General features: G+C 62.9%; 10 protein-coding genes. 5 read left to right on the top strand and 5 right to left on the bottom strand.

What is annotated here, in order from left to right:
* Positions 1-214: 214 nt before the first annotated feature.
* Entirely contained in the window at positions 215-2,527 is a 2,313-nt protein-coding gene (locus J5M58_RS07385; RefSeq protein WP_207877712.1) for a TonB-dependent siderophore receptor, read from the bottom strand.
* Positions 2,528-2,748: 221 nt separating this feature from the next.
* Here J5M58_RS07385 and J5M58_RS07380 point away from each other — a divergent pair, with 221 nt between their 5' ends.
* Both J5M58_RS07380 and J5M58_RS07375 read left to right on the top strand, forming a co-directional pair.
* Entirely contained in the window at positions 2,749-3,429 is a 681-nt protein-coding gene (locus tag J5M58_RS07380; RefSeq protein ID WP_133978441.1) for a Fe2+-dependent dioxygenase, read from the top strand.
* A gap of 3 nt (positions 3,430-3,432) precedes the next feature.
* Positions 3,433-4,182 carry a tetratricopeptide repeat protein gene (locus tag J5M58_RS07375; protein ID WP_112250715.1) on the top strand — a complete coding sequence of 250 codons (750 nt, stop codon included), beginning with the start codon at positions 3,433-3,435 and terminating at the stop codon, positions 4,180-4,182.
* Between the two features lie 157 nt (positions 4,183-4,339).
* Here the strand turns inward: J5M58_RS07375 and J5M58_RS07370 are convergent, their stop codons facing one another.
* Positions 4,340-5,503 carry a type III PLP-dependent enzyme gene (locus tag J5M58_RS07370; protein ID WP_043208127.1) on the bottom strand — a complete coding sequence of 388 codons (1,164 nt, stop codon included), beginning with the start codon at positions 5,501-5,503 and terminating at the stop codon, positions 4,340-4,342.
* A 493-nt stretch (positions 5,504-5,996) separates the two neighbouring features.
* Between J5M58_RS07370 and J5M58_RS07365 the strand changes: the two genes are divergently transcribed.
* The 3 genes from J5M58_RS07365 (at position 5,997) to J5M58_RS07355 (ending at position 10,014) form a co-directional block, all read left to right on the top strand.
* Entirely contained in the window at positions 5,997-6,494 is a 498-nt protein-coding gene (locus tag J5M58_RS07365) for a sigma-70 family RNA polymerase sigma factor (protein ID WP_112250717.1), read from the top strand.
* A gap of 20 nt (positions 6,495-6,514) precedes the next feature.
* A complete protein-coding gene (locus tag J5M58_RS07360) occupies positions 6,515-7,477 on the top strand; it encodes a FecR family protein (RefSeq protein WP_112250719.1) in 963 nt (320 codons plus the stop codon).
* Between the two features lie 107 nt (positions 7,478-7,584).
* On the top strand, positions 7,585-10,014 hold the full coding sequence (locus tag J5M58_RS07355; protein ID WP_112250721.1) for a TonB-dependent siderophore receptor: 2,430 nt from the start codon (positions 7,585-7,587) through the stop codon (positions 10,012-10,014).
* A 105-nt stretch (positions 10,015-10,119) separates the two neighbouring features.
* Here the strand turns inward: J5M58_RS07355 and J5M58_RS07350 are convergent, their stop codons facing one another.
* Genes J5M58_RS07350 through J5M58_RS07340 form a run of 3 tightly spaced genes read right to left on the bottom strand, consistent with a single transcriptional unit; the run spans position 10,120 to position 12,838 of the window.
* On the bottom strand, positions 10,120-11,277 hold the full coding sequence (locus J5M58_RS07350) for a betaine/proline/choline family ABC transporter ATP-binding protein (RefSeq protein ID WP_207877710.1): 1,158 nt from the start codon (positions 11,275-11,277) through the stop codon (positions 10,120-10,122).
* Entirely contained in the window at positions 11,274-11,927 is a 654-nt protein-coding gene (locus J5M58_RS07345) for an ABC transporter permease (RefSeq protein WP_112250725.1), read from the bottom strand. Before J5M58_RS07345 ends, J5M58_RS07350 begins: the two co-directional genes overlap by 4 nt.
* Positions 11,924-12,838 carry a glycine betaine ABC transporter substrate-binding protein gene (locus tag J5M58_RS07340; RefSeq protein WP_133970423.1) on the bottom strand — a complete coding sequence of 305 codons (915 nt, stop codon included), beginning with the start codon at positions 12,836-12,838 and terminating at the stop codon, positions 11,924-11,926. The genes J5M58_RS07345 and J5M58_RS07340 overlap by 4 nt, the downstream gene beginning before the upstream one ends.
* Between the last annotated feature and the right edge of the window lie 11 nt (positions 12,839-12,849).

The raw sequence follows: 12,849 nt of genomic DNA, 5'->3' as shown, positions 1-12,849 counted from the left end.
TTGATACGCAAACGCCCCGCTCACGGGAATGAACGGGGCGGGGTGGGCTAGTCAGTCAGGCTTGTGTTGTCTGTACCGGCCTCTTCGCGGGTGAACCCGCTCCCACAGAGATATCACTGGACCTGAAGCCAGTGGAGTACCTGTGGGAGCGGGTTCACCCGCGAAAGGGCCGGCACAGGCGTAGCCCTCTCAAAAGATCAGCCCCGTCCTGAAATCAGAAGTGCACGCTGGTGGTCAGCAATGCCGTCCGCCCGGCCGCCTGGTTGGCGAAGTGGGTGGAGAAGGCCTTGTCGTAGTACACCTCATTGGTCAGGTTCTGCACGTTCAGCTGCAGGTCGACGTTCTTGGTCAGCTTGTAGGCGGCCATGGCGTCGTAGCGTACGTAGCTGTCGACCATGGTAGTGTTGGCCACGCTGCCGTACACGTCATCCACGTAGAACGCACCGCCACCAACGGTCAGCTTCGGCGTGATGGAATAGGTGGTCCACAGGCTGGCGCTGTTGTTCGGCGTGTTTGGCAGCTGGTTGCCGTCGTTGGCCTTGTTCACCGCGCCGCCGTCGATCTGGCGTGCTTCCATGTAGGTGTAGCCGGCGAATACCTGCCACTTGTCGGTAATCTTGCCGCTGGCCGACAGCTCGATGCCTTGCACGCGGGTTTCGCCGACGTTTTCGTAGGTGGTGGTGTCCACCTGGACACGGGCGTTTTCCTTCTCAGTGCGGAACAGTGCGGCGGCCAGGGACAGGCGCTGGTCGAGCAGGTCCCACTTGGTACCAATTTCGTAGTTGGTGGTTTCTTCCGGCTCCAGGTCGCTGCTCAGCAAGTTGCCGGCGCGGTCGGTGGTGTTGCCCAGCGGGTTGCCTTCCGTGCCTTCGCCCAGCATCGCACCGGGTGGCGTTGCCGAGGTGGCGTAGGAAACATAGATGCTGCCATTCTCGGTCGGCTTCCACACCAGGCCCAGTTGGCCGGTGACGAACTCGCTCGTATCCTTGCCTTTGGAAACCCCCCCCTTGCTGTTGACTACGGTGGCGCCGGTGGCGTCGTAGGTGCGGTACTGGGTATCGAAGTGGTCGTAACGCAGGCCCATGTTCAGCAGCCACTCGGGCGTCAGCTCGAGGGTGTCGAACACGTAGATTGCACGGGTGTTGCTTTTGGTGTCGGTGCCTGCGTAGTTGCGTGCGATGCTGCCGTTCCACGGATCATCCGGGTTCGGGTTGCTCAGCGAGGTGCAGTTGTAACCGCTGTTGGCACCGATCATGCCCGGGGTGCAGTTGGTGTTGGCAGCACCGCCCGGGACGGTGTCGGTATCGACGGTGTAGCTCGAACGCTTGCTCTCTTCACGGCTCAGCTCGATACCGGTCGAGAAGCTGTTCTTCATGCCGCCCAGATAGAACTCGCCGAACAGATCGGTCTGGTTGGTGGTGGTGGCGGTGTTGCCCACGCGGGTGTTGGCACGGCGCCAGACGCTGCCGTTGTTGACGTTGCCCTTGCTGTCGTCAGGCTGGGTCAGGATGTAGTCCTGCATGCTGTTGCCATGGCGCAGGGTGTTCTTGATGGTCAGCGAGTCTGTCAGGTCGTGTTCGATGGCGAAGGTGGCAATATCCACACGGCTCTTGCGGAAGTCGCGACCGGTCAGGCCATAGAAGTTGTCGCTGTCGCCGCCGTCGTACGGCTTGCTCGGGTGTGCCGAGGTGCGTGCGGCGCTGCCACCGGTTGGTATGGTGTACGGGATGCCGGAATCCGGCAGGTCGTCGCTTTCCAGGTGGTAGTAATCGAGGTTGACGCGGGTCGGCGTGCCCAGGCCGAAGGCCAGCGACGGGGCGATACCCCAACGGTCGTAGTTGACCTTGTCGCGGCCCGCGACGTTGCTTTCGTGGGTCATCAGGTTCAGGCGGCCGGCAACGCTGTCGCTGAACTGGTAGTTGCCATCGAAGGTGTAGCGCTGAGTCTGATCGCTGCCCCAGGTCCAGGCGCCATCCAGCGAGTTGCCCAGGTGCGCGCGTTTGCTCACCAGGTTGATGCTACCGCCAGCGGCACCACGGCCACCGATGGCCGAATTCGGGCCCTTGGCCACTTCCACCGATTCGATGGCGAAGATTTCACGGGTTTGCGCACCAGTGTCACGCACGCCGTCCAGGTAGGTGTCGCCCTGGGCGTCGAAGCCGCGAATGAACGGGCGGTCGCCTTGCGGGTTGCCGCCTTCGCCAGCACCGAAGGTGATGCCCGGCACGGTGCGCAGGGCATCCTGCAGGCTCAGGGCATTGGTATCTTTGATGACCTGCTGCGGGATCACGGTAATCGAGCGCGGGGTGTCTACCAGCGGCGCGGTGTACTTCTGCGAGGAGGCCTTGTCGACCTTGTAATCGGTGCTGGCCTGTTCAGCCTTGCCGTTGACGCTGGTGGCATCGAGGGTGATCGCGCTGCTGGCGGCCGGGTCGGCGGCGTAGGCCGACGAGGCGCTGAGGGCAACGCCGATGGCAGACACGATCAGGCGTGGTGAGCTCACTGCAGATGGTACGTACTGGCGCATTGCTAAGGCCTTCCCCAAGGTGTTAAGGCCGCGGATCTTAATGTAAGCAATAGTGAGTCACAATTGAGAGTCGTTACCATTCGTGAAGAATTTACAATCTTTACAATTTGCCTTTACGGTTTCATCAAGCTGAAACGTCTTAAGCGGCGAATGGGGCTTGTGAAGCGCAAAAGGGAATCAATATCATTGACGCCTTTACATTTTCCAACGGTAGTGCCGCCATGCTGCTTCACATCCCCGGCCTGTTCGACGCCGATGAACTGGCCCGTATCCGCGAGGCGCTGGAGCAGGCCGACTGGGCCGACGGCAAGGTCACGGCCGGCTACCAGTCGGCCAAGGCCAAGCACAACCTGCAGTTGGCCGAAGGGCACCCGCTGGCCAAGGAAATCGGCAGTGCGTTGATTGACCGCCTGTGGCAAAACCCGCGCTTCATGTCTGCAGCCTTGCCGCACAAGGTGTTCCCGCCGCTGATCAATTGCTACCGCGAAGGCGGCAATTTCGGCTTCCACATCGACAACGCCCTGCGCCAGCCCAAGGGCAGCCCGGAGCGGGTGCGTACCGACCTGTCCTCGACGCTGTTCCTCAGCGATCCGGACAGCTATGACGGCGGCGAGCTGGTGATCCAGGACACCTATGGCGTGCAGCAGGTCAAGCTGGCTGCCGGTGACCTGGTGCTGTACCCCGGCACCAGCCTGCACAAGGTCAACCCGGTGACCCGTGGCCAGCGTTACGCCGCGTTCTTCTGGACCCAGAGCCTGGTACGCGAGGACAGCCAGCGGGCGTTGCTGTTCGAGATGGACAATGCCATCCAGCAATTGACTGCCGATGTGCCGGACCACCCATCACTGCTGCAGCTGACCGGCACCTACCACAACCTGCTGCGCCGCTGGGCCGAGGTCTGAGCCGTGTCCTATCAGTTGCGGCGTGAAGAAGTGGTGGATGTGGCCGGTTTGCAGGCCATGCTGGAAGAAAGCCCTGGCAAGGCCGCCCAGGCGATCCTGGCTGCGGCGGGGCAGGGCGCGGTCGAGGCACAATTGCTGTTGGGGCAGATCCTCCTCGACGGGCGTGGCATCGAAGCGGACGCCAGCGTGGCCCGGCGCTGGTTCGGCATTGCCGCCCAGGGCGGCAGCGCAATGGCGCACAACATGCTGGGGCGTTGCCTGGAGCATGGCTGGGGTGGCAGCGCAGACCTTTCGCAAGCCGCCATCCACTATGCCCAGGCAGCCGATGCCGGGTTGGACTGGGGGCTCTACAACCTGGGCAACCTGTTCGCCACCGGGCGTGGCCTGCCGGCCAACCAGGCGCAGGCATTGGTGTGTTACGAGAAGGCCGCGCACATGGGGCATGCCAAGTCGATGAACCTGTATGGGCGTTACCTGGAGCAGGGTATCGCCACGGCGCCCAGCCCGGCTCGGGCGGTGCGCTGGTATCGGCGTTCGGCCGAGGCGGGGGATTTTCGTGGCATGTTCAGCCTGGGGCTGGTGCTGGTCGAGCGTGGGCAGGTGGCGGAAGCCGCGCCTTGGCTGGAGAAAGCACGGGTCGAGGGGAACATGAATTTCCTGCGCGCGGCACTGGTGACCTTGCAGGGTGCGGGGCCGGTGTTGATGGCCTTTGCGGGGCGGTATGCCGAGGAGATCGAACGGCGCGGAGCTTGAGGTTGCCTGTGCCGGCCCTTTCGCGGGTAAACCCGCTCCCACACGGTCCTCACAGATTCCGAAACCTGTGCAATACCTGTGGGAGCGGGTTTACCCGCGAAGAGGCCGGAACTGACAGCACACACATGAAAACGGGGCCTTGCGGCCCCGTCGTGCATTACAGGTAGTAGGCTTTCAGTGGCGGGAAGCCGTTGAATTCCACTGCGCTGTAGCTGGTGGTGTAGGCGCCGGTCGACAGCCAGTACAGGCGGTCGCCGATGGCCAGGTTCAGCGGCAGGCCATACTTGTAGTGCTCGTACATGATGTCGGCGCTGTCGCAGGTCGGGCCGGCGATAACCACTTCTTCGGTCTCGCCTTTCTTCTCGGTCCAGATCGGGAACTTGATGGACTCGTCCATGGTTTCGATCAGGCCGGAGAACTTGCCCACATCGGTGTAGATCCAGCGCTCGACGGCGGTGCGCGACTTGCGTGCGACCAGTACCACTTCGCTGACCAGGATACCGGCGTTGGCAATCAGCGAACGGCCCGGCTCGAGGATGATTTCCGGCAGGTCGTCACCGAAGTCTTCCTTCAGGAAGCGGATGATCTCTTCGGCGTAGGTTTCCAGGCTGTTGGTCCGGGTGATGTAGTTGGCCGGGAAGCCGCCACCCATGTTGATCAGCTTCAGTTCGATGCCGTCTTCTTCCTTCAGGCGCTCGAAGATCACCTTGACCTTGGCGATGGCTGCATCCCACACGCTGATGTCGCGCTGCTGCGAGCCCACGTGGAAGGAGATGCCGTAAGGCACCAGGCCCAGGTCGCGGGCGAGGATCAGCAGGTCCATGGCCATGTCGGTCTGGCAGCCGAATTTACGCGACAGCGGCCAGTCGGCGGTGGTGGAGCCTTCGGTGAGGATGCGCACGTACACTTTCGAGCCCGGGGCGGCCTTGGCGATGTTGCGCAGGTCGGCTTCCGAGTCGGTGGCATACAGGCGCACGCCTTTCTCGTAGAAGTAGCGGATGTCCTTGGACTTCTTGATGGTGTTGCCGTAGCTGATGCGGTCGGCAGTCACGCCGCGGCCCAGCACCTTGTCCAGCTCGTAGATCGAGGCGATGTCGAAGCTCGAACCTTTCTCTTTGAGCAGGTCGATGATTTCGACGGCCGGGTTGGCCTTGACCGCGTAGTACACCTTGGCGAACTCGAAGCCCGCGCGCAGGTCGTCATAGGCCTGGCTGATCATCTGGGTATCGATGAGTACGAACGGGGTTTCCTGCTTGTCGGCAAACGCCTTCATCTTCTGGAAGGTGTCACGCGCGAAATAGTCTTCGACCTGGATCGACATGCTCAGGGACTCCATGGGCAAACTGAAAATTTAAGTGGCTGCAAACTGAACGTCCTCCGTATCCCCACTTTGGTTCGCCTACTCAGTACTTGAGCCGGATGGATCGTTTCCAGCATGGACGTTCGGCGCGCACTTTAGGGCGTGAAGAATGCAGAATCAACAGGTAATCCGGGCCTGATCGGCGTCGATCGACGACCAGCCATTTGAATAACCGACTCGTGTGACCGGCTGATGTTCCCCGCAGTGTTTCAAGCGTAAAAAATTGTGGAATGGAACGCGTTGGCTCCTTCGCGGGTAAACCCGCTCCCACAGGGTTTCTGCTATCGCTGTGGGAGCGGGTTTACCCGCGAAAAGGCCTCAGGTGTTCATATTTATGGCCACATTCCCTGGCACTGCCGTGCATGAAAAAGACGATAAATTTTTTGTTACCGACTGGCGGAATTGCCGTACTTGATGAGAAACATTACTATTCGCACCCTTGTCTGCCTCCCTGATGACCCCGACCGTGTCCGGACCCAAAGGCTTCCTCGACCACTACCATGAGCTGATCGGCACCTGGACGCGCAAATTGCGCAGTCGACAGCAGGCCGAGGACCTCACCCACGATGCCTTTGTCCGGGTACTGGAAAACCCGCGCGAGCAGGTCGAACAGCCACGCGCCTACCTGCACCAGACCGCACGCAATATTGCCGTGGATGGTTTCCGTCGCGAGGACCGTCGCCAAGCCCTGGAGCTGGAAGCCTTCGACGAAGGCGTGGCCGGCCATGGTGACCCGGAGGCCTACATGCATGCCCTGGAACTGGCCGACAGCGTCGAGCGGGCGCTGGCGGAGTTGCCGCTCAATTGCCGGCAAGTGTTCATCTGGCAGAAGCTCGAAGGCCTGACCCAGGCCGAGATTGCCGAGCGCATGGGGCTGAGCAAGAACATGGTCGAAAAGTATATGATCCGCACGCTCCGGCATCTGCGTGAGCACCTGGATGTGTCGGCATGATGAGTCAGGAGACCTTTTCGATGAAACAGCACGGTACCGATACCGTCCGCGAGCAGGCAGCCACGTGGTTCGCCCGGGTGCAGGATGCGCCTCGCGATGCCGGGCTGCAGGCGCAGTTGCACGCCTGGCTGGAAGGTGATGCACGGCACCGTGAAGAGTACCAGCAGCTCGCCCGCCTTTGGCAGGCCGCCGGCTTCATCCCGCGCCAGCGCCTCGAAGCGCTGTGCCAGCCGGCCCCGGTACGCCAGTTGCCACGTCGGCGCTTCGTGCGCCAGGCCCTGGCTGCCAGCGTGGCCGCGCTGGCGTTGGGCCTGGGCTGGGGGGGCTGGCACTACCAGCAACTGAATCACCAGGGCAGCTTGCAGACCGCCTTCAACGAACGCCGCCAGGTCGAACTGCCGGATGGTTCGCACCTTGAACTCAACGGCGGCACCCAAGTGCAGGTCGCTTTCAGCGCCGGCCAGCGGCATGTCCGGCTGATTGCGGGTGAGGTGATGTTTACCGTCGCCCACGACAGTGGCCGGCCGTTCGTGGTCGACACTGCCCAGGGTAGCGTGACTGTCACCGGGACCCGTTTCGACGTTCGCCTGGACCCGGCCAGCACCCGCGTGGCAGTGGAGCAGGGCTCGGTGCGTGTGCAGGGCAAGGGCGCCTCGCTGGCGCAACTCACGACGGGCCAAGGCTCGCATATAGATGCGCAAGGCCAGGTGGCCGCGCCCTATGCGGTGAATACCGGTGCCCTGACTGCCTGGCGCAAAGGCAGGCTGGTGTTCGACGACGCCACCCTGGCCGAGGTGGTGGCCGAGGTTTCGCGCTACCGCAGTCAGCCGCTGCGGGTCGCCCCCGGCAAAGCCGCGCAGTTGCGGCTGTCCAGCACCTTCAGTACCGACGACACCGACGCGCTGCTGCGCGCCTTGCCGAGCATCCTGCCGGTGGCCATCAAGGCCCATGAAGATGGCTCGCGCGAAATAATCGCGAAATAGATTCAGGTTTTTTTCCGTTCGTTCGTCTTCCTCGCCAGCTGCAACTGCCAAGCATTTCCATTTGCATGCGGTTGGCGTTTATTCGGTATTCCAGGAAGTTCGACGACGTGAACAACAACAAGCCCTTCCCACGCTTCCGCGCCCTGGCGCTGGCCTTGGCGGTCAGTGCCGTGGCTGTCAACAGCCAGGCCGCAGAGGCCGGCAGCACCATCCAGATCCAGGCCCAACCGTTGGCTTCAGCGCTGAACCAGCTTGGCCAGCAGACCAACCTGCAGCTGTTCTTCAGCCCCGAGCTGGTGGCCGGCAAGCAGGCCCCGGCGGTATCCGGCCAACTGGCGCCCGAACAGGCGCTACAGCAGTTGCTGCAAGGCAGCGGCCTGACCTACGAAATGTCCCAGGGCGCCGTGATGGTCAAGCCGGCCCAGGCCGATGGCACCCTCACCACCGGCAGCCTGGAGCTGGCACCCACCGACATCAAGGTGGTGGGTGACTGGCTGGGCGATGCCCAGCAGAGCGTGGTGCAGAACCACCCCGGCGCGCGTACCGTAGTGCGCCGCGAGGCGATGGTGGAGAAGGGCGCAATGAATGTGCGCGATGTGCTGCGCGGCATCCCGGGCGTGCAGGTGCAAGACTCCAACGGCACCGGCGGCAGCGACCTGTCGTTGAACGTGGGCGTTCGCGGCCTGACTTCGCGCCTGTCGCCACGCTCCACGGTGCTGATCGACGGCATCCCCGCCGCCTTCGCGCCCTATGGCCAGCCGCAGCTGTCGATGGCGCCGATTTCCTCGGGCAACCTCGACAGCATCGATGTGGTGCGTGGCGCCGGCTCCGTGCGCTATGGCCCACAGAACGTCGGCGGGGTGATCAACTTCGTTACCCGGGCGATCCCGGAGAAGGCCTCGGCCGAGCTGTCCACCACCCTGGAAACCTCCCAGCATGGTGGCTGGAAACACACCGAGTCGGCCTTCGTCGGCGGCACGGCGGATAACGGCATGGGCGTGGCGCTGCTGTACACCGGGGTGAATGGCAACGGTTACCGTGAAAGCAACAACGGCAACGACATCGACGATGTCATCCTCAAGACCCACTGGGCGCCGACCGACGTTGACGAGTTCTGGCTCAACTTCCATTACTACGATGGCCGTGCCGACATGCCCGGCGGGCTGACCCAGGCCCAGTACGACAGCAACCCGTACCAGTCGTTGCGCGACTACGACTACTTCGCCGGCCGGCGCAAGGATGTGTCGTTCAAATGGCAACGGCAGCTCGATGACGCCACCCAGTTCGAAGTGCTGACGTACTACACCGACAGCTTCCGTGGCAGCAGCATTGCCTCGCGCGATATGAAGACCTTGTCGTCGTACCCGCGCAATTACCACACGTTCGCCATCGAGCCACGGCTGTCGCGGATCTTCTTCGCCGGCCCGACCACTCAGGAGGTCAGCGTCGGTTATCGCTACCTGAAAGAAGCGATGCGCGAGCAGACGACCCGCCTGGCGCTGATCGACAACGTGCCAACGCCAACCCCGAGCTCCGACGGCCATGTGTTCCAGGACCGCAGTGGCGGTACCGAGGCCAGCGCCTACTACATCGACGACAAGATCGATGTGGGTAACTGGACCATCACCCCGGGCATCCGCTTCGAACACATCAACACCGACTGGCGCGACCGCCCGGTGCTCGGCGCCAACGGCCAGCCGGTGGCGGAGAAGAAGCGCAGCATTACCAGCAACGAGCCGCTACCGGCGCTTAGCGTGATGTATCACATCTCCGATGCGTGGAAGGTGTTCGCCAATTACGAGACCTCGTTCGGCAGCCTGCAGTACTTTCAGCTGGGCCAGGGTGGTACTGGCAACAGCACGGCCAATGGCCTGGAGCCGGAAAAGGCCAAGACCTACGAGATCGGTACCCGCTATGACAATGGCGGCTTTGCCGGTGAGCTGACGGCGTTCTACATCGACTTCGACGACGAACTGCAGTACATCAGCAACGATGTGGGCTGGACCAACCTCGGCGCGACCAAGCACCAGGGTATCGAGGCCTCGGTGCGCTATGACCTGGACGGGCTGGACCCGCGCCTGGAAGGGCTGTCGGTGAGCGGCGGCTACACCTATACCCGCGCTACTTATGAAGGGGACATTCCTGGCTTCAAGGGCCGTGACCTGCCGTTCTATTCACGCCAGGTGGCCACTGCCGGCGTACGTTACGCGGTCAACCACTGGACCTGGAACCTGGATGCCTACGCCCAATCCAAGCAGCGCGCGCCGGGTACCGGGATCAATGCCGATGGCAGTTTCAACGGTGACTACATCACCGAGCCGAGTGCCGATGGCCAGTATGGAGATATTCCGGGCTACGTGACCTGGCATGCGCGCGGCGGGTATGAGTTCGGGCCGCAGATGTCCAACCTGAAGCTGGCGGCGGGGGTGAAGAACCTGTTCGACAAGCAGTACTTCACCCGCTCCAGCGACAACAATGCCGGCATCTATGTGGGTGAGCCGCGGACCTTTTATGTGCAGGCCAGTGTAGGGTTCTGACACCGCGTCGACTGCTTCGCGGGTGAACCCGCTCCCACAGGTACTGCGCAGGCCTTTAGTTTGCGCCGACCCTGTGGGAGCGGGTTTACCCGCGAAGAGGCCGGCTTAGGAAACCAGCGCCTCGGCCGGCGACACGATCGATGTCTTGGCCCCTCGCGAACGCCCCGAGCTCAGGTACGCCGCAATCGACTCCTGCGTCACCTCGCCCAAGAACACTTGCTCGGCATCCAGCACCGGCAGCCACGCCCGGTTGAACTCGTACATCCGCGACAACAGGATGCGCAAATGCTCATCATGCGCCGCCGTGGCATTGAACGGTCGCAGGAAGTCGCCACAGGTCCCTTGCTGGCGATGCATATCGCGCCGGCGCACGTAGCCCAGCGCCTTGTTCTGCGCATCGGTCACCACCACGTAGCGGCGGTCGTGCTCGTCCAGCAGCTCCAGCGCATCGCTTACCGGCGTCTGCGGGCTCACCGACGGCGCGTTGTCCGCCGCATCCTCCGCACGCACCAGCAGCAGGCGCTTGAGGGTGCTGTCCTGGCCGACGAAGTTGCTGACGAACTCATCCGCCGGGTGCGCCAGCAAGGTGTCCGGGTGGTCCAGCTGCAATAGCTTGCCGGCACGGAAGATGGCGATCTTGTCGCCCAGCTTGATCGCTTCGTCGATGTCGTGGCTGACCATGATCACGGTCTTGTTCAAGGCCCGCTGCATCTCGAAGAACTCGTTCTGGATCATCTCGCGGTTGATCGGGTCGACCGCGCCGAACGGCTCGTCCATCAGCAGTACCGGCGCTTCTGCCGCCAAGGCGCGGATCACGCCGATACGCTGCTGCTGGCCACCGGACAGCTCGCGCGGGTAACGCTGCAGGTACTGCTTGGGCTCCAGCTTGATCATGTGCATCAGCTCGCGGGCGCGCTCACGGCACTTCTGTTTGTCCCAGCCGAGCAGGCGCGGCACCACGGTGATGTTCTCCTCGATGGTCATGTTGGGGAACAGGCCGATCTGCTGAATGACATAGCCGATATGCCGGCGCAGGGTGACTTCGTCCAGCCCGGTGGTGTCTTCGCCATTGATGAACACCTGGCCAGAAGTGGGGGTGATCAGGCGGTTGATCATTTTCAGCGTAGTGCTCTTGCCGCAGCCCGAGGGGCCGAGGAACACGCAGATTTCCCCTTCGTTGACGGTGAGGCTTACCGAGTCCACGGCTTTGACGTCCTTGCCGTTGACGTTGAAGGTTTTGCTGAGGTTCTTCAGTTCGATCATGAGCGCAGTCCTTCTGGAGTCAGGGCACGTTGCAGGGTTTGCAGGAGCAGGTCGGCGATGATCGCCAGCAGGCTGACCAGCACGGCGCCGACCAGCAGCATCGACATGTCGCTGCGGCTGATGGAGGTGAGGATGAGTACGCCCAGGCCGCCGGCGCCGATGGTGGCGGCGATGGTCATCACGCCGATGTTCATCACCACGGCGGTGCGCACGCCGGCAAGTATCACCGGCACGGCGATGGGCAGTTCGACCATGCGCAGGCGCTGGCCGAAGGTCATGCCAATGCCGCGCGCGGCTTCACGGATGCCGGGTTCGACGTTGGTCAGGGCCAGGTAGGTGTTGCGCATGATCGGCAGCAGCGAATACAGGAACACCGCGGTAATCGCGGGTAGCGGGCCAAGCCCTTGGCCGAACCTGGAGTAGAACGGCAGCAGCAGGCCGAACAGGGCGATGGAAGGGATGGTCAGCAGCACGGTGGCGCTGGCCTGCAGCGGGCCGGCGAATGCCGGGAAACGGGTCATGAGGATGCCCAGCGGCACCCCGACCAGAATCGCCAGGCCCACGGCGACGCCCACCAGCATGATGTGCTGCCAGGTCAGTTGCAGCACCTGGGCCCAGTCCAGGTGGTTGAAAGTATCGATCAGGTTCATGGCTGGCCCTCGCTGTTCAGTGGGTGCTCACGCAGGAAGGTGGCGGCCACGGCAGTCGGGTTCTGGTGCTCGACATCGACCTTGGCGTTGAGCTGGCGCATGGTTGCGTCATCCAGCTGTTCGGCCAGTGGCTTGAGCAGGCCGGCCAGCTGCGGGTTGGCGTCGAGCACGGCTTTGCGCACCACCGGCGCGGCGGTGTAGTCGGGGAAGTAGTGCTTGTCGTCCTCCAGCAGCTTGAGGTCGAAGGCGTTCAGGCGGCCGTCGGTGGTGTACACCAGCCCGGCGAAAACCTGGTTGTTGCGCATCGCGGTGTACACCAGGCCACCGTCCATCTGGCGGATGTTGCGGCGGTCCAATGGCAGGCCGTACATCTCGCGCAGGCCGACCAGGCCATCGGGGCGGTTGGCGAACTCGGTATCCAGCGCCACCAGGTGGGTGTGCTGGCTTTCGGCTTGCAGTACCTCGTTGAGGTCGCTGATGGTGTTGACCTGTGGATAGGCCTCGGCCACTTGTTTGGGCAAGCCCAGCGCGTAAGTGTTGCTGAACTTCGACGGGGTCAGCCAGATCAGGTCCTTCTTCGCATCCAGCGCCTTCACCCTGGCGAAGGTTGCCTCGGCACTGGGCATGCGCTCGTCGATATGGTTGTACGACACCAGCGACACGCCGGTGTATTCCCACATCAGGTCGAGCTGGCCGGTTTCCTGGGCCTGGCGCGCGATATTGCTGCCAAGGCCGGTGGTGACGCGCACGTCATAGCCATTGGCGCGCAGGTATTGGGCGGTGATTTCGGCGAGTACGGTCTGTTCGGTGAACACCCGCGCGCCGATGCGGATCAGCGGTTTGTCCGCTGCCTGGGCAAATCCTGCGAACAGCAGGGCCGCGCCCAGCAGCAAGGCGATTCTCTTGTTCATACGTTCCCTAT

Origin of the sequence: Pseudomonas sp. 32_A (assembly GCF_017490905.1) — a bacterium.
Taxonomy (GTDB): Bacteria; Pseudomonadota; Gammaproteobacteria; order Pseudomonadales; family Pseudomonadaceae; genus Aquipseudomonas; species Aquipseudomonas inefficax.
Note: the sequence above shows the minus strand (reverse complement) of the source record. Positions and strands in the feature narration are given on the sequence as shown.

Bases quoted from the DNA above. Each gene is read 5' to 3' on its own strand.
- J5M58_RS07385 (WP_207877712.1), bottom strand. From the start codon at position 2,527: ATGCGCCAGTACGTACCATCTGCAGTGAGCTCACCACGCCTGATCGTG.
- J5M58_RS07380 (WP_133978441.1), top strand. From the start codon at position 2,749: ATGCTGCTTCACATCCCCGGCCTGTTCGACGCCGATGAACTGGCCCGT.
- J5M58_RS07370 (WP_043208127.1), bottom strand. From the start codon at position 5,503: ATGTCGATCCAGGTCGAAGACTATTTCGCGCGTGACACCTTCCAGAAG.
- J5M58_RS07365 (WP_112250717.1), top strand. From the start codon at position 5,997: ATGACCCCGACCGTGTCCGGACCCAAAGGCTTCCTCGACCACTACCAT.
- J5M58_RS07360 (WP_112250719.1), top strand. From the start codon at position 6,515: ATGAAACAGCACGGTACCGATACCGTCCGCGAGCAGGCAGCCACGTGG.
- J5M58_RS07350 (WP_207877710.1), bottom strand. From the start codon at position 11,277: ATGATCGAACTGAAGAACCTCAGCAAAACCTTCAACGTCAACGGCAAG.
- J5M58_RS07345 (WP_112250725.1), bottom strand. From the start codon at position 11,927: ATGAACCTGATCGATACTTTCAACCACCTGGACTGGGCCCAGGTGCTG.
- J5M58_RS07340 (WP_133970423.1), bottom strand. From the start codon at position 12,838: ATGAACAAGAGAATCGCCTTGCTGCTGGGCGCGGCCCTGCTGTTCGCA.